Origin of the sequence: Salinicoccus cyprini, assembly GCF_007713705.1 — a bacterium.
GTDB classification, from domain to species: Bacteria; Bacillota; Bacilli; order Staphylococcales; family Salinicoccaceae; genus Salinicoccus; species Salinicoccus cyprini.
Genome location: NZ_VMSJ01000003.1, coordinates 16,272 through 31,228, shown reverse-complemented (window position 1 = coordinate 31,228; position 14,957 = coordinate 16,272). Strand labels below are relative to the sequence as shown.

Annotated in this window: 18 protein-coding genes; 8 read left to right on the top strand and 10 right to left on the bottom strand. The window is 47.1% G+C overall.

Going from position 1 to position 14,957, the window contains the following annotated elements; translation table 11 throughout:
- Positions 1 to 8 precede the first annotated feature (8 nt).
- Both FO441_RS07965 and acsA read left to right on the top strand, forming a co-directional pair.
- Positions 9 to 752 carry an ABC transporter ATP-binding protein gene (locus tag FO441_RS07965; RefSeq protein WP_145288374.1) on the top strand — a complete coding sequence of 248 codons (744 nt, stop codon included), beginning with the start codon at positions 9 to 11 and terminating at the stop codon, positions 750 to 752.
- 17 nt (positions 753 to 769) lie between these two features.
- Positions 770 to 2,458: an acetate--CoA ligase gene (acsA, locus tag FO441_RS07960; protein WP_145288372.1), complete on the top strand. Its 1,689-nt coding sequence runs from the start codon at positions 770 to 772 to the stop codon at positions 2,456 to 2,458.
- Positions 2,459 to 2,560: 102 nt separating this feature from the next.
- Here acsA and FO441_RS07955 read toward each other — a convergent pair whose 3' ends face one another.
- Both FO441_RS07955 and FO441_RS07950 read right to left on the bottom strand, forming a co-directional pair.
- Entirely contained in the window at positions 2,561 to 2,776 is a 216-nt protein-coding gene (locus tag FO441_RS07955; protein ID WP_145288369.1) for a helix-turn-helix domain-containing protein, read from the bottom strand.
- Positions 2,777 to 2,785: 9 nt separating this feature from the next.
- Positions 2,786 to 3,262 carry a DUF2975 domain-containing protein gene (locus FO441_RS07950; protein WP_145288366.1) on the bottom strand — a complete coding sequence of 159 codons (477 nt, stop codon included), beginning with the start codon at positions 3,260 to 3,262 and terminating at the stop codon, positions 2,786 to 2,788.
- 175 nt (positions 3,263 to 3,437) lie between these two features.
- Between FO441_RS07950 and FO441_RS07945 the strand changes: the two genes are divergently transcribed.
- From FO441_RS07945 to FO441_RS07935, 3 genes are all read left to right on the top strand, one after another.
- Positions 3,438 to 4,460 (top strand): thermonuclease family protein, encoded by a 1,023-nt coding sequence (locus tag FO441_RS07945; RefSeq protein ID WP_246095082.1) that lies wholly within the window; start codon positions 3,438 to 3,440, stop codon positions 4,458 to 4,460.
- A 73-nt stretch (positions 4,461 to 4,533) separates the two neighbouring features.
- A complete protein-coding gene (locus tag FO441_RS07940) occupies positions 4,534 to 4,959 on the top strand; it encodes an Ohr family peroxiredoxin (protein WP_145288363.1) in 426 nt (141 codons plus the stop codon).
- Between the two features lie 93 nt (positions 4,960 to 5,052).
- Positions 5,053 to 5,547: a DUF1648 domain-containing protein gene (locus FO441_RS07935; RefSeq protein ID WP_186365508.1), complete on the top strand. Its 495-nt coding sequence runs from the start codon at positions 5,053 to 5,055 to the stop codon at positions 5,545 to 5,547.
- A gap of 533 nt (positions 5,548 to 6,080) precedes the next feature.
- Here FO441_RS07935 and FO441_RS07930 read toward each other — a convergent pair.
- From FO441_RS07930 to FO441_RS07920, 3 genes are all read right to left on the bottom strand, one after another.
- Positions 6,081 to 6,257 carry a DUF2187 family protein gene (locus FO441_RS07930; RefSeq protein ID WP_145288357.1) on the bottom strand — a complete coding sequence of 59 codons (177 nt, stop codon included), beginning with the start codon at positions 6,255 to 6,257 and terminating at the stop codon, positions 6,081 to 6,083.
- A gap of 37 nt (positions 6,258 to 6,294) precedes the next feature.
- Positions 6,295 to 7,671: a hypothetical protein gene (locus tag FO441_RS07925; protein ID WP_145288355.1), complete on the bottom strand. Its 1,377-nt coding sequence runs from the start codon at positions 7,669 to 7,671 to the stop codon at positions 6,295 to 6,297.
- A gap of 137 nt (positions 7,672 to 7,808) precedes the next feature.
- Positions 7,809 to 8,849, bottom strand: coding sequence for an NAD(P)/FAD-dependent oxidoreductase (locus FO441_RS07920; protein WP_145288352.1), 1,041 nt, complete (start codon positions 8,847 to 8,849; stop codon positions 7,809 to 7,811).
- A 102-nt stretch (positions 8,850 to 8,951) separates the two neighbouring features.
- Here FO441_RS07920 and FO441_RS07915 point away from each other — a divergent pair, with 102 nt between their 5' ends.
- Positions 8,952 to 9,518 carry a DUF3267 domain-containing protein gene (locus tag FO441_RS07915; protein WP_145288348.1) on the top strand — a complete coding sequence of 189 codons (567 nt, stop codon included), beginning with the start codon at positions 8,952 to 8,954 and terminating at the stop codon, positions 9,516 to 9,518.
- A 57-nt stretch (positions 9,519 to 9,575) separates the two neighbouring features.
- Positions 9,576 to 10,643 (top strand): DNA polymerase IV, encoded by a 1,068-nt coding sequence (gene dinB, locus FO441_RS07910; RefSeq protein WP_145288346.1) that lies wholly within the window; start codon positions 9,576 to 9,578, stop codon positions 10,641 to 10,643.
- On the opposite strand, the gene FO441_RS07905 is transcribed toward dinB, so the two are convergent.
- Entirely contained in the window at positions 10,636 to 11,664 is a 1,029-nt protein-coding gene (locus tag FO441_RS07905; protein WP_145288343.1) for an FUSC family protein, read from the bottom strand. The two genes, dinB and FO441_RS07905, sit on opposite strands and share 8 nt — an antisense overlap.
- A 105-nt stretch (positions 11,665 to 11,769) precedes the next feature.
- Between FO441_RS07905 and map the strand changes: the two genes are divergently transcribed.
- On the top strand, positions 11,770 to 12,525 hold the full coding sequence (gene map, locus FO441_RS07900) for a type I methionyl aminopeptidase (protein WP_145288340.1): 756 nt from the start codon (positions 11,770 to 11,772) through the stop codon (positions 12,523 to 12,525).
- A 46-nt stretch (positions 12,526 to 12,571) separates the two neighbouring features.
- Here the strand turns inward: map and FO441_RS07895 are convergent, their stop codons facing one another.
- The 4 genes from FO441_RS07895 to FO441_RS07880 all read right to left on the bottom strand — a co-directional run bounded on the left by FO441_RS07895 (position 12,572) and on the right by FO441_RS07880 (position 14,835).
- Positions 12,572 to 12,760 carry a hypothetical protein gene (locus FO441_RS07895; RefSeq protein WP_145288337.1) on the bottom strand — a complete coding sequence of 63 codons (189 nt, stop codon included), beginning with the start codon at positions 12,758 to 12,760 and terminating at the stop codon, positions 12,572 to 12,574.
- 105 nt (positions 12,761 to 12,865) lie between these two features.
- Positions 12,866 to 13,429 carry a beta-class carbonic anhydrase gene (locus FO441_RS07890; protein ID WP_145288334.1) on the bottom strand — a complete coding sequence of 188 codons (564 nt, stop codon included), beginning with the start codon at positions 13,427 to 13,429 and terminating at the stop codon, positions 12,866 to 12,868.
- Positions 13,413 to 14,456 carry a YihY/virulence factor BrkB family protein gene (locus tag FO441_RS07885; RefSeq protein WP_145288331.1) on the bottom strand — a complete coding sequence of 348 codons (1,044 nt, stop codon included), beginning with the start codon at positions 14,454 to 14,456 and terminating at the stop codon, positions 13,413 to 13,415. Before FO441_RS07885 ends, FO441_RS07890 begins: the two co-directional genes overlap by 17 nt.
- A 58-nt stretch (positions 14,457 to 14,514) precedes the next feature.
- Complete coding sequence (locus FO441_RS07880) at positions 14,515 to 14,835, bottom strand: YtxH domain-containing protein (protein ID WP_145288329.1); 321 nt, start codon at positions 14,833 to 14,835, stop codon at positions 14,515 to 14,517.
- Between the last annotated feature and the right edge of the window lie 122 nt (positions 14,836 to 14,957).

Here is a 14,957-nt window from a genome sequence, read left to right as displayed (position 1 = left end):
GGGTTCCGATGAGTCTGGAACTACGGAATGTCGGTAGAACTTTTAATGACAAAGCGGCGGTGAGGAATATTTCTTTTACAGCACAACCTGGTGAAATCATCGGCCTATTGGGGACGAGCGGTTGTGGAAAAAGTACGGTGCTGAGGGCAATTTCAGGACTCGATGACGCCTACGATGGTCGTATAGAATTCAATGGAAAAGCACCCGGGGCGGTCCGCAATGCAATCGGCTTCATTTTTCAGGAACCGCGTCTCATGCCATGGCTGACCGTATTGGAAAATGTCACATTTGGACTGAAGGGAACGAGAGCGGAAAAGGAATCGAAGGGGAAAACGTTCCTTGAAAATGTAGGGCTTGCCGGTAATGAAAATGCATATCCGAAGGAACTTTCAGGAGGCATGGCACAACGTGCAGCCATAGCTCGTGCCCTCGTCACCTCTCCGGAGGTGCTGCTGCTCGATGAGCCTTTCAGCGCGCTTGATGCGTTCACAAAAATGCAGCTCCAGGATCTGCTGCTGGATATATGGAAGACATATCAGACGACGATAGTGCTTGTCACCCATGATATTGATGAAGCCACATACTTGTGCGACCGCATCATTACACTGCGCGGACAGCCTGGTGAAATGGAGAGGGAGATCGCAATCAATGAAGCACGTCCAAGAACAAGAGGAAGCGGAGAATTGGCTGAATATAAGAAAGAGATACTGGACAGTCTTGATCTGAACCAGCCGGCAGCTGCTGAAAAATAGGAAAGGAAGTGGATATCTTGTCGCATAGAGAAGCAAAAATCATAGATCCCGTACCAGGTGCATATAATCTAGGGGACTACGATCATACGAGGCGGACATTCAGGTGGGATAATGCAGCGGATGGGTTGAAATTCAAATCAACAGGGAAATTGAACATCGCCTATGAGACGATCGATCGCCATGTGGAAGATGGTTACGGTGACAAAACGGCACTTCATTATGCCAATGGGGAAGAAAAGCGGTCCTATACATTCCAGGAGATCAAAGAGAAGTCGGATCACTATGCTCGGATTCTGAAGGAAAATGGCATCAGAAAAGGGGATCGTGTATTTGTCTTTCTTCCGAAAACACCGGAATGCTATATTGCAATACTATCAATCATAAAAGTGGGAGCCATCGCCGGACCACTGTTTGAAGCATTCATGGAGGACGCAGTAAGGGACCGGATCAACGACTGCAATGGTACACTTCTGATTACAGACAGGGATATGGTGGAACGTGTCCCTCGTGAAGATATTCCTTCACTGAAAACGATTCTTTTCGCTGAAGATATCGAGGCTTCTCCAGTCGAAAATGATGCCGGGGACCTTGTGGAATGGATGGACCCGGAAGATGGCATGCTGATCCACTACACGAGCGGCTCGACAGGCAAGCCTAAAGGCGTACTTCACGCCCATCGTGTCATAACGCACCAGTATCAGTCCGGTAGATGGGTCCTGGATATCAAAGAGGATGACATATACTGGTGCACTTCACATCCGGGATGGGTCACAGGAAGTGTATACGGACTGTTTGCCCCATGGTTGAACCGGGCGACAATCGTTGTTCAGGGCGGACGTTTCAAAGCCGAGAACTGGTACCAGCTAATTGCGGAACTCAAGGTGACCATCTGGTATAGCGCACCGACTGCATTCAGAATGCTTCTTTCGCAAGGAGAGGTGATCAGGAATTACGATCTTTCGTCTTTGAGGCATATACTCAGTGTAGGTGAGCCTCTGAACCCTGAAGTCATCTATTGGGCTTGGGAACAGCTCGGCGTAAGAATCCACGATACATGGTGGATGACGGAAACAGGTGCACATCTGATCGTAAACCTGCCGGGTGAGAAAATCAAACCGGGTTCTATGGGCCGGCCCTTCCCTGGCGTGGAAGTCGGCATTCTGGATGAAGATGGCAATGAAGTCTCAAGAGGTGCAGTCGGGCAACTTGCCATCCGCACACCATGGCCAGGTCTAATGAAAGAGATATGGGGCAACAAGGATAAATTCGATTCCTACTTCAAGTATGAAGGCTGGTATATATCAGGAGATCTGGCCTATCAGGATGCAGAAGACTATGTGTTCTTCCAGAGCCGCGATGATGATATGATCAACTCGGCTGGTGAACGTATCGGACCGTTCGAAGTGGAGAGCAAACTGATAGAGCATGAGGCCATCCAGGAAGCAGGTGTTATCGGTAAACCGGACACCATTCGCGGAGAAATTGTCAAGGCGTTCATCGTGTTGAGGGAAGGATTCGAACAGTCGGAAGCACTTCTTGAAGAGATACGTGTATTCGTCAAAAGCAACTTGGCTGCCCATGTGGCACCACGGGAGATTGAAGTGATGGAGGAGCTCCCAAAAACGACGATCAGTGGCAAAATACTGAGAAGAGAACTCAAGCAGAGGGAAATTGAGAAGGAAGGAACCAGTCTTTTGAGTAGATGACGCAACCATCAATCCAAAGAACTTCCGCTTCATTCATAATAAAACAACTATAACAGCTGAAGAAAAGCGGCCCACTTTTGCAGATGGGCCGCTCTTCTTCAGCTATTCATTCGTTTCTTCTTCATACTCCAGTATATCTCCCGGCTGGCAGTCGAGTGCGATGCATAATGCTTCGAGAGTGGAGAAGCGGATTGCCTTGGCTTTTCCATTTTTCAGTATGGACAGGTTGGCCATGGTAATGCCCACCTTATTGGATAGTTCCGTGACGCTCATTTTCCGCTTGGCGAGCATCACATCAATATTTATTCTGATTGTCATATTCTCACCTCAGACTGTCAGTTCGTTTTCAGTTTTGATGTGGATGGCCTCATCCAGCAGTTTTTCAAGTATGGCAGCAAAAAATGCGATGACCAGTGCAGCGAATACAGGTACCATGCCCATGATGATCAGTCCGGGTGCATCATCGATTTCTGCTGCGATATAGACGAACGGCAGTATAATGAAGTAGATGCCGCTGATGATGAATGCTGAAATCTTGATTTTCTGCAGTGCCTTGACCGACAGGTTGGAGAACGCATCCTTCCGGTCAATATAGTTCAGAATCCTGAACCCTTGGGAAAGTGCGAAGATATAAGGCGGTACTGTCAGCAGTATGCCGATGACGATCGGATATAGGATCAGGGCATATTCAGGATTGAATGGATTTCTTATCAGAAAATATATCAGATAGACGAAACCAGCCAGGACCGGCAGGGCCATAAGTATGACTGCAGCTTTTAGAAATAAGGATGATCCACGTTTCATTTTTTACACCTCACATTATGATATATACTATCATATTACGTCATTTATCGTTTATCAATAAAATTATATTGATTATGAGCAATATTGAAAAGTATTGTATAAATTCGTATAAATGGATTGTGTCTGGTGATGACTGTAGTAGTATTAGAGTAATTGAATGAATAAGAGGGATTATATGAATTTGTTTTTGATTCTATCTGTTTTCGCTGCTTTGATGGCAGGTGTGATCTTCGGTATGGGACTGGTGAAGCACGCGACACAAAAAGGGCATAAGCAATCCTGGCAAGCCTCCATCATGATGATGACGATTGCGATAGTGCTTGGTTTCATTGCTGCATTGATGGATGAAGCACTTAGTCTCGGCACCGGTTTCAGTGTAGTCGGTGCATACCTTGTGCTGATGGCCATTGGGATATTCATCATTCATCTGATGGAGAAGCAGGAAAATGCAAAAGAGGAAAATGCAAAAGGACATCTCAGATATGCTGGTATTGCATTTGTCACTGCACTGGCCGCTTTTGCGATCGCTTTCCTTGTTGTGGACTCCGATGAGAATCCGGTTCGTGAAATCAGCGAAACCTTTGGTGCCGAGGATGCAGCGCCTTCAGAGGGAGAGCGGATTCCTGTCACAGTAGCATCATTTATTGATGGAGATACGACACGGTTCAACTTTGATGGAGAAGAGGCGTCTTTCAGATATCTGCTTATTGATACTCCCGAAACGAACCATCCGAGAATCGGTGAACAGCCGTTTGGCAAAGAGGCCTCTGCAAGAACAAAAGAGATTCTGGAAGAGGCTTCAAGCATTGAAGTGGAATTCGATGTGGGACCGGACCAGGATCATTATGATAGATATCTGGCATATATTTATGCGGACGGGGAGATGGTCAATGAAATGCTGGTCAGGGAGGGTCTTGCACAGGTCAAGTACATCAACCCGCCGAATACGACACACCTCGGGCAGCTGGAGGCGGCACAGGCGGAAGCTGAAGCGGCAGGGCGCGGCATATGGTCGCTCGATCAGCCGTATGATTCCGAAATCCATCAGGAGGAAAGCGCGAATGATGCGCAGGGTGAAGATGAGCGTTTCGCAAACTGTACCGAGCTGAGACGGGTCTATCCGGACGGTGTGCACGCGGGTCATGCAGCGTATCAGTCTAGAATGGATGGCAATAAGGATGGTCATGCGTGCGAATGACCGGGCAGTTTATTTGATAGTTTGCAGTGAGTTTCTTACAATGGAAACATACTGATGAAGGAGTTGAGCTTTAATGAAACCATTGTACGAAGTCAAGATGATCAATACAGGCGGTAGAGACGGAGAAGTGCACAGCGAAGACAAATCATTTTCAATGAATGTCAAACAGCCGAAACAGATGTCCGGTGAAGACACGAACGAAACGAATCCGGAACAGCTTTTCGCCGCAGCTTACAGCGCATGTTTCAACAGTGCTCTGGATGGTGTATTGAAAAAAGATAAGGCTGGCGATGTGCAGCGCGTAGTCATGGCAACAGCAAGACTCTTGAAAGACGAATCGGACGGTGGATTCAAGCTTTCAGCGGAAGTTGAAGTTGAATTCGAAGGCATCGACCAGGACAAGGCTGAAGAGTACGTGGAGAAAGCCCATGAGGTCTGCCCGTATTCCAAGATGGCCCACAATGGCATCGATGTAGAAATCAAAGCGACAACGAAATAATCGTAAATGAAGGACGGGGAGCCGATGGGTTCCCCGTTTTTTTATGATTAAATGATATAATATGGTTAAATCCCTTTGAAAGGAATGTGTAGAATGAATCGATCAGATCTCACTATTCCTAGGACACGGCTGGAAATGATGTCGAACGCCATCTGCTACAGTATTTTTCTTGCTGTAATTGCTTTTCTGCTGTTGAAGTGGGGTGAACTGCCTGATGCAGTGCCATTTCATTTTGGTCTATCCGGTGAAGCCGACCAATATGGATCTCCCGCTAGGCTGTTGATTCTGCCTGCCGTCGCAGTTGTGGTGACAATTCTGATGGAAGTTCTCGAAAGGCATCCTCAAGTGCACAACTACCCCTCACGTCTGAATGAAGATAATCGGGAGGCATTCTATCTCAACAGCCGCCGGATGCTGAATATGACTAAAAATATGACGTTGATCATATTCTCAATCGTCATACTGGAAATTCTGTCGGTTGCACTGGAAGGAAGCTCTTTGTTCGGTGTCGCGATGCTTCCGCTCATCTTCATGCTGATTGGCATTCCAATCATATATGGACTGATCAGAAGGCGACAGATCAAATGATATTCTGTCTGTATAACAAAAAAATAAGCCCTGAAGGGCTTCCCAGATTGCAGACAAAGTCATTGCAGAATGACATGTCTGCAGTCTTTTTTTGTATGGAATTGGGTGGAGTGTGGCGTGGTGATGGCGCCAACTCACCATCGTGGGTGCCGCCATGGCAAGTTAGAGCGTTAACTCACCATCGTGGACGGCGCCATGGCGAGTTAGGAGGTCCAATTCACCATCGCGGGTGCCGCCATGGCAAGTTAGAGCGTTAACTCACCATCGTGGGAGGTGCCATGGCGAGATAGAGGGTTAATTCACCATCACGGGCGGCGCCATGGCAAGTTAGGAGGTTAACTGGCCATCGCGGGTGCCGGCATGGCAAGTTAGAAATCCCCAACCCCAATCCAAAAAAAATACCCCGCACAAACTGGAACAAATCCAGTCTGCAGGGGGGCGGCTTCGTCTCCATCTATAGCTGCATCAACGGCGTCCAGCATAGGCCGAAACCCTAAACTCGAAATCCGAAACGCCATTGACGATCAGAGAGATCAACCTTCGATGATTTTATAACGTTTGTGGTCGACTATTGTTTTTTCAAACATCTCATGTTCCTCGGAACTATCATTGATTGGAATATCGACGATGACCGAGTTTCCATTCACTTTCTCGACTTTGCCTCTCATGCCATCCAATTCCACGATATTTCCGAATTTCGCAGCTTCTATTTCTACTTTCTCAGACGCCCAAAAGGGCGTCCTATATTCATATCAGCAGGGCGAGCATCGCCATCGCGATGCCGATTGCTGCCATTCTGATTGAGAAACTCATGTTGATTCGTGTGATGCTGTATGGATTGATGCCCATGCTCTGTGATGTCATGGTGGCATTGATGCCGTACGGGGCAGCAGCGGAGACGCCGAGGCCGCAGACTACCATGACGATGCCGATGCTGAGTGCATTTTCTGGTGTGATTACGGGCACCAGTACTTCTGCCAGTATGGCAAGTGTAGCGACAGGATGCACACCGAACATTGCGAGCCCGTAGATGACCAGCATGATGAGCAGCAGAATCAGTACTAGGAACGAATCGACATAGCTGAAAATCTGCTGCATTACTCCAGGCGCTGCACTGCTGTTGAATCCACCGGAGAATACGCCGAGGGACAGGAACAGCACGGAGAAGTTCTGCATGTGATTATTGTGGTTCTTCCATGCCTTCCATCCGGCTTTCAGGAAAATCGGGAATCGCTTCATGACAAAAGCTGCGGCAAAACTGAACGGAATGATGATCAATGCCACCGTCATGATGAAGCCGAGCGTCGAGTAGGCGTTCAATACCATTACAATTGATAGAAATGACAACAGCAGGATGGCCATTTTCACAATCGACCGTATCATTGCACTGTTGTCGATATCATAAAGCGGTGCATCGATGGTGAGTCCTCTGAACTGCCGTTTCGTAATCTGCACTTCGGTCAGCCCGACAATGACGGAAGTTGCAAACAGCCAGGGCAGCAGTGTGAAATAGGAGACACCGGTAGAGTCCACAGTCAGACCGACGATGACTTCGAGGGGACTCCATATGACAGCCATTGCAAAAGCCCGCAGCGTGGATTTGATGATGAATTCATTTTTAAAAGCAACTTCCGAACGCTTGAAGAGTTCACCGAGCAGCTGCTGGATGATATAGATTGCTGAAATATTCAGGAAGATCCCAAAAAAATAAGTAGTGAATATGCTTCTGCCATAAATATTTTCGACCTTGTTTGCACGATCCTGTATCATCTCGGTGATGCTGTCATCGAGTCCGCCGACTCTGACGACAGTACCGATCCAAGGCAATGTACTGAAGAAAAGCAGAAGGGGCATGTTGCTCATCGTATTGCTGATGACTGCACCGAACTCTTCCCCGGCACTTAGACTCAGTATGATTCCGGTTGAAATGAAGACGAATCCGATGATCTTGAACAGTTTGGAACTGAACAGCCAGGACAGCAGCAGTACAGCGAAGGCCAGATAATTGACCAGTGGATTCAGGAATTCGATGTTGGTGAAAAAGTAGATGAGAAAAAGGATGAAGAGAACAGCATAGATGTAGAAGAAATTCCGCAATATCTTTTCGTTGTATAAAATATTCAATATCGCACCTACTTTCTTTATTTTTATGTAATAGAATACTGATTTTATGATATTTATTCATTGTATAATATATGGATGAAGGTTGGCAAAGCAATCAGCCGATTTTCGTTAAAAGAAAAAGGCAGCGTGAACTGCCTTTATATATAGGAATAGTCGTTTATATCGAGTGTCGTCTCTTCGTTGTTCAAGTAGCGTGCAACTTCACGTCCGACAAGCGGACTTGCTGTCAGCCCCGTCGCACCCATGCCATTGATGACGAAAACATTCTCTTTTGCATAGCCGAGGAATGGCAGGAAGTCTCTCGTATAGGGTTTCAGTCCGACCATCATCCGAACGTCTTCGATTTTCGAATCGGGGAAGTAGCGATGGGCCAGTCCACGCAAGTACTCATAGTTCTCCTGTGATGGTATGGCTTCAAAGCTTTCCGTATCCTCATGGGTTGTGCCGATGGCATACTGGTTCAATCCCATCTCCACAATATAGATGGGTCCGAGTGCCATGATGACCGGCGTACGGTCGTTATTCTGGCTGTCTGCCAGTCTGAAATGGAGGACTTCCGATCTCTGATGCCGTACTCCCGGCTCATGCCGCTGCTCGATGCCCCACGCACCGGTCGTATAGATGAGCGTGCCGTCGACACTCTGTCCATCATAGTCCGCGTTGATCCATTCCCCACCATACTTCATGAAACCAGCCTTCAGTGCCTTGAGCAGGATGGCGCCTTTGACCTGTCCACCGCCTTCCACATATACACCCGGATAGAGGTCGGTCAAGTTCGGATGCATCCGTTTCACTTCTTCTCTGGAAACCTTCCGCACATCACCCATTTCAGGGGCGTCTGACTGCTTTGATTGGATCCGCTCGAAGGCGAGGTTCTGTATATGATCATCTTTGACGAGACTGATTGAGCCTTCTCTTCTATATCCCGTATCAAGTCCGGTCTCCTCCTGAAGCTGTGCTATGAATTCAGGATAGTACTTGGCGCTTTCTTTGACGAGACGATACCATTTCTTGTTTCTTCTCTGGCTGATCCACGGACAGATGATTCCGGCAGAAGCATCGGTTGCCTGGCCTGTATCTGCGCGATCATACACAGTGACCTGATGTCCTGATTTCGCCAGATGATAGGCGGTGGAAGCACCTGCAATGCCGCCGCCCACTACTGTAAAACGTGCCATTCCATTTCCTCCTGTTTCTTAATTGAACGATATTCATTTATAGGATAGTCTAACATTATTTATACAAGTTGTGTTACAGTGCTTTTGAAAGGAGGCGGGGCAATGGACAAGTATGTACTCGACATCTTCAGGGACAAGGCAGCGATGCGTACTCTGAATACGCTCGTTCTAAGCATAACATTCAGTCTATTCCTGCTGTTTCTAATATATGATGTGCTCACCTTCGACAGTATCAGTGCCGTGCTGGCCGACATGGACGGCTTCGGTATTTTCGGTGCAGTCTTTCTGATCATGGCCGTCATGTTCGCAATCATTACCGCTCATGAAGCCATCCATGGCATCTTCTTCAAAGTATTTGCACCAGGCGGACGTGTCAGATTCGGCTACAAGGCCGGACTTTTCTATGCGGCGGCACCCGGAGAGATATTTACAAGGCGGCAGTTTGCAATCATCATACTGATGCCTTTCCTGATCATCACGGCAGTGCTGATCATACTGATGGTAAGCTTTCCGAACGTGGCCTACAAGTACCTGATCGCAATCCATACCGGCGCATGTGCGGGTGATTTCTACTACGTCCACCTTCTGTATAAATACAGGCATATGGAGTACGTAGAGGACACCGAAGTCGGCATGACAATCTACGAGACATATCCAGGCGGAAGATAGGAACGTCTGTTCGTCTTATGTTATAATGGGATAAATAATTACTAACAGGTGGATGCTATGGAGAGAAGAATCATTCATATCGACATGGACGCTTTCTACGCCCAGGTGGAGCAGCGTGATAATCCCGAATACCGGGGCAGGCCGATCATCGTAGGCGGCAAATCGGAAAGCCGGGGAGTCGTCGCGACAGCAAGCTATGAGGCGCGCAAATTTGGTGTGCATTCTGCGATGCCGACAAAGCAGGCGTATAAGCTGTGTCCGGATGGGATATATGTCAGACCAAGGTTCGATACTTACAAGGCCGTTTCCAAGAAAATCATGGATATCTTCCTAAGCTATACCGAGATTGTGGAGCCATTATCTCTGGATGAGGCGTACCTCGACATCACCCATCTTGTTTCAAGGGAACGGTCTGCCCAGTCGATTGCGCTTGATATACAGCGTGATATATTCGATGTGACAAAGCTGACTTCATCAAGCGGCATCTCCTATAACAGGTATCTGGCCAAGATCGCTTCCGGGATGAACAAGCCGGCTGGTACGACGGTCATTCATTATGATAATGTACAGGATATTCTATTCGGGCTGGATATCGGTGACTTTCCCGGCGTCGGACGCGTGACGGAAGAGAAGATGAAATCACTCGATATCCATACGGGCAAAGATCTTTATGAGTGGGAAGAGAAAGCACTCGTTCAGCACTTCGGCAAAAAGGGGACGAGTCTCCATCAGAAGGCGCGTGGCATCGGCACTTCGGAACTGAAGGTCGAACGCATCCGTAAGTCGATCGGCAAGGAGACGACCTTCCACTATGATATCAACGACGATGATGAAATACTGAAAGTCATCGAGGAACTGAGTGCGAAAGTGGGGGATAAGCTGGAGTTGCAGCAATATGCGGGCAAAGTTGTCACCGTCAAGATGAAGACATCGGACTATGCCACGCATTCGAGGCAGATGATGGCAAACAACCCGATCTTTACTGAAGCTGAAATCTATCATTATGCCTATAGTCTCTATCATGAATTAAAAGACCCCGATGTGCCAATAAGGCTCATCGGGGTCACCGTGTCCCAGCTCTCTGACCGGACCTATCGTAACTTGACAATATACGACTTCATGTAGCATCCGGATCGGTCTTGCTGCCGGGTGGCAGTTTCTGGGGTTTGGAACTTGACTTATGATGTTGTACAATCATCTGATAGATGATGATGATTTCGTAAAGAATATGGATTTTGAAAGCATCTGCTTCCTCATCGAGGTCTCTGATATGGCGTCTGATGAACCGGACTGCGGAGTTTGTCATTGTCAGCTCATCCGGATCTCCATCCAGATGCCTGATGATTTCTTCAATGGCCGCTTTTTCCTGTCCGCTGAATTTCATGGATATATTTTCAGGCAGGTAGATCAGGTTGCCGAGATGTGTAAAGTACAGCTTCTTGAACTGCAGCTCCCGCTCAAGACGGTTCATCAGCCGCATTTCTTCACGGTTCGATTTATGATACCGGTATTCGTCCTGCTGATACTTCAAAAGCTGCTCTGCATTCGATATCGAGGACTGGACTTTAGTATAGGCCTTTTCGCTTTTGTCCGATTCATATTTCCCTGCCATCATCTCACGCAGCCGCTGTACAAGCAGCTGGTGGGTCTGCTGTGTGGTCGTCTGGGTGATCGCTTCGATCTGTCCTGCATATTTGGGCGGAAGAATCAGGAAGTTGATCAGTGTACTGGTCGCAAGCCCGATGGTTGTGGTCGCCAGCCTGGAAAGAAAGTTGAAGATATAGGCATCATGTACAGAAGGTACCATGGCGACAGCGGTAATGGCTGCCACAAGTACACCGGCATGCAGATTCAAACGGTATGTAACCAGGATGGTCAAGGTCGCTGCCAAGGAATAGGTAAATGCATTCTCACCGAACAGGTAGAGGGATACCACTGCAATGAAGGCTCCGATGATTGAAGCCGGGAATCGTACGTAGGCCTTTTTAAGGGAAGCGTAGGCAGTCGGCTCAATCGTGACGATTGCAGTGATGACCGCAAATATCGGTGTCAGATCGAGCATGATGCATATCAGGGCGGTCAGAAACGTGGAAAGTCCCGTTTTTATGATTCTCGGACCAATTATTTTGCGAATGTCGTATTTCATATTCATGCTTCTTTCAATATTTTAATAGGTACCATTCTAGTATAGCATGAAGAGTTTGTTATAATAATTACAGAAGAAAATTTTTAAGGTAAGTAGGGTAGAGAAATGATAATTAAAACTGATGAAGAAATGAAACACCTCGAAGAGATCGGCCAGATCTGCGGCAGGGTACTGAAATCCCTCGTCGAAGCAACCAGGGCCGGTATGACAACAAAGGAGATTGATGAAATCGCCGGGGCCCTCCTTGATGAAATGGGTGCTGAAAGTGCACCGACAAGCGAATATGACTTCCCGGGATACACATGCATCAGCATCAACGAAGAAGTGGCGCACGGCATTCCAGGGTCCCGCGTCATCAATGAAGGCGACATCGTCAATATCGACGTGTCCGCCAAGAAGAATGGCTACTTTGCAGATACGGGCATTTCCTTTGTCGTCGGAACATCTGCAGATCCATTGAAACAGAAAGTGGTGGATGTCTGTGAAATGGCATTTGCAGAAGCACTTCAGAAAATAAAGCCTGGGACGAAAGTGAGCCAGATTGGACGTGCTGTCCATAAAGTCGCCAGACAGAACGGCATGACGGTCATCAAGAACCTTACAGGGCATGGTGTCGGTAAAAGTCTTCATGATGCACCGAAGCATATCATGAACTATTATGAGCCTGGCAACAGCGAACTGCTGAAAGAGGGCATGGTCATCGCGGTCGAGCCATTCATCTCCTCCAATGCATCATTCGTTACAGACGGCAAGGATGAGTGGGCGTTCGAAACGAAGGACGGCAGCTACGTTGCACAAAAAGAGCATACCATCGTTGTGACAAAAGAAGGTCCGAAACTTCTGACACTGGTGGAGGACTAGAATGGAAACAGGGTGGCATACATTTGTATGCCACCCTGTTTTTATATCATCCGGCTCTTTTCTCTTCTGGTGGGTCATCAATGGTCTTCGGCAGGTCCACTACAACATTCCGTTCATTATGCTGGGGAGTATCACTCTCATGATGGTCGCTACCGACGAAATAGTGCTGGAAGCCGCCTTCATTGATCATACGGTCGATATCCATGTGCTGGGTGGCTTTATTTTCCATACGCATCATCATCCCCTCCTTGGTTACATTATACACCATAATTGTTTTTTATAATAGATGTAAAGACTGAATATATAAAAAAACACGCTGCATTCAATGCAGCGTGTTCCCTTATGATTCGTACCCATTGACGACAAGGTCGACCTTGCCGTTTTCCGGATTGATGACTGTGCCGTGGATCGGTACACCTTCCACCATCAGCGGATGGTGTTTGATCTTGCCGACACTCTCAGTGATGCTTTCCTCGACACTGTCGAAACCTTTGAGCCAGCTTGTGACATCAATGCCGGAATGCTTCAGCGTTTCGAATGTCTCTTCCTTAATGCCGCGTTCCATCATGTTGTTCATCATCGGTTCGGGTTTCAGTGCACCGAAACCGCAGTCGTGGTGGCCCATGACCATGACTTCGTCTGCACCGAGCATGTATACCGCAACGAGTATGCTTCTCATCGTGCTCCCATAAGGATGGGAGATGACCGCACCCGCATTCTGTATATGCTTGATGTCTCCATTTTTAAGACCCAGTGCCTTGGTGGACAGCTCCGTCAGTCTCGTATCCATGCAGGATATGAGGACGAGCTTCTTATCCGGTGACTTTGTTGTTACATACTGTTCGTATTCCTTGTTGTTTACAAATTGCTCATTATAACCGAGCAGATCATTCAGTAGACTCATTTTCTGGTGTTTCCTCTCCTTCTTTTTCCATCGCCCGCTTATGCATTATTGCATTGATCTGGGCGCCGAGTATGATGATCACTCCGGTGATATACAACCATAATATCAGAATGATGACACCGGCGATACTACCATATGTTGCATTGTAGTTGCTGAAATTTGAAATGTAGAAACTGAACGCCCATGAAGCGAGCAGGAAAGCGATTGTAGTGAATATCGCGCCTGGTATGACGGCCTTGATCTGCAGCTTGATATTCGGTGCTGTCGTGTAGATCACGAGGAACACGATGAATACAAGCAGAACAGGCAGCAGGCTTCTGACGAGGTTCCATACAAACTGGAACTGCTGATCGAGACCGATGGCACCAAACAGCAGATTGCCGATCTGCTCGCCGAATACGATAAGTACAAATGTCAGAAGTATAGAGAGTGCAAGAATGATCGTAAACAGGAGCGACCAGAGCTTTGCAACCACGAAGTTTCTATCATCTTCTATATCATAGGCGACATTGAATGCGTTCATCAGTGCTGTCATTCCGTTTGATGCAGACCATAGTGTAAATAATAGACCAACCGAGAGCAGACCGCCACTGGAACCGCCCATGACATCGTTGATGATGCCTTCCAGAGTGCCCGCAATCTGTGCAGGCGCATAGTCCTGTATGAATTGTGTGATCGTTGCCTGATCAATCTGGAATAGCGGCACGAGTGTCAGCAGAAATATCAGCAGCGGGAAAATGGCAAGAAGAAAATAATACGCGAGCTGTGCTGCCATTCCTGATGTATCATCCTTGCCGAACTGGAACATCAGCCTCTGGAAGAAGTTGGAGTCATCCTTGTGCTTTGCAGGTTTGTTGATTTTCGAAACGTATAGCGTCTCATTCGGCTTCTTGGCGGATTTTGATTTGAACTTCACATTATCAACGAACACTTCTCCGTTGCTGCCCTTTGCCTTCTTGGCATCTTTTTCTTTTCCTTCCTGCTTTGCCTGGTTAAGATAATCGGAATTCGTCGGTTTGTCTGCCATAATGTATCACCTCTCTAAAAGTAAAAGGGCCAACTCACGTCAGCCCTTTCTTTTGGAATTAATTCAACTGCTTCTGTTCACGCTTCTTCATGAATGTATCTTTCGCATCTTTGATGGATTCTTCCAGTTCAGGGTTGTTCTGTCTGATTTCCTGGATTGTATCTTTCCAGAACATTACTTCATCTTTCAGTGACTGCACTTTTGAGGAGTCGCCGGCGTCGGAAGTCAATTTCTCTTTCGCTTCGTTCGGGTTCTGTGCATAGTACTTGAGGTCCTTTGTACTGCTCATTACTGTGCTTCTTGTATTTTTGTCGATAAGACTGAGTGCTGCACCAATGGCGGCGCCAATGAGGACAGCTGGCAACAATTTGTTTTTCATGTGAATTCTCCTTTGTATGTGATTTATAGTTGCTTATATCCATTTTAAATGAATAATAAACTTTATTCACTGAATAACTTGAATATAAATTTTATTATCATATAATTTTTGATACTATTGTA

Bases quoted from the DNA above. Each gene is read 5' to 3' on its own strand.
- FO441_RS07905 (WP_145288343.1), bottom strand. From the start codon at position 11,664: ATGAAATACGACATTCGCAAAATAATTGGTCCGAGAATCATAAAAACG.
- FO441_RS07920 (WP_145288352.1), bottom strand. From the start codon at position 8,849: ATGGCACGTTTTACAGTAGTGGGCGGCGGCATTGCAGGTGCTTCCACC.
- FO441_RS07880 (WP_145288329.1), bottom strand. From the start codon at position 14,835: ATGAAAAACAAATTGTTGCCAGCTGTCCTCATTGGCGCCGCCATTGGT.
- FO441_RS07915 (WP_145288348.1), top strand. From the start codon at position 8,952: ATGGACAAGTATGTACTCGACATCTTCAGGGACAAGGCAGCGATGCGT.
- FO441_RS07885 (WP_145288331.1), bottom strand. From the start codon at position 14,456: ATGGCAGACAAACCGACGAATTCCGATTATCTTAACCAGGCAAAGCAG.
- map (WP_145288340.1), top strand. From the start codon at position 11,770: ATGATAATTAAAACTGATGAAGAAATGAAACACCTCGAAGAGATCGGC.
- FO441_RS07890 (WP_145288334.1), bottom strand. From the start codon at position 13,429: ATGAGTCTACTGAATGATCTGCTCGGTTATAATGAGCAATTTGTAAAC.
- FO441_RS07945 (WP_246095082.1), top strand. From the start codon at position 3,438: ATGAATTTGTTTTTGATTCTATCTGTTTTCGCTGCTTTGATGGCAGGT.
- FO441_RS07895 (WP_145288337.1), bottom strand. From the start codon at position 12,760: ATGCGTATGGAAAATAAAGCCACCCAGCACATGGATATCGACCGTATG.
- FO441_RS07940 (WP_145288363.1), top strand. From the start codon at position 4,534: ATGAAACCATTGTACGAAGTCAAGATGATCAATACAGGCGGTAGAGAC.
- FO441_RS07955 (WP_145288369.1), bottom strand. From the start codon at position 2,776: ATGACAATCAGAATAAATATTGATGTGATGCTCGCCAAGCGGAAAATG.
- dinB (WP_145288346.1), top strand. From the start codon at position 9,576: ATGGAGAGAAGAATCATTCATATCGACATGGACGCTTTCTACGCCCAG.
- FO441_RS07950 (WP_145288366.1), bottom strand. From the start codon at position 3,262: ATGAAACGTGGATCATCCTTATTTCTAAAAGCTGCAGTCATACTTATG.
- FO441_RS07965 (WP_145288374.1), top strand. From the start codon at position 9: ATGAGTCTGGAACTACGGAATGTCGGTAGAACTTTTAATGACAAAGCG.
- FO441_RS07935 (WP_186365508.1), top strand. From the start codon at position 5,053: ATGAATCGATCAGATCTCACTATTCCTAGGACACGGCTGGAAATGATG.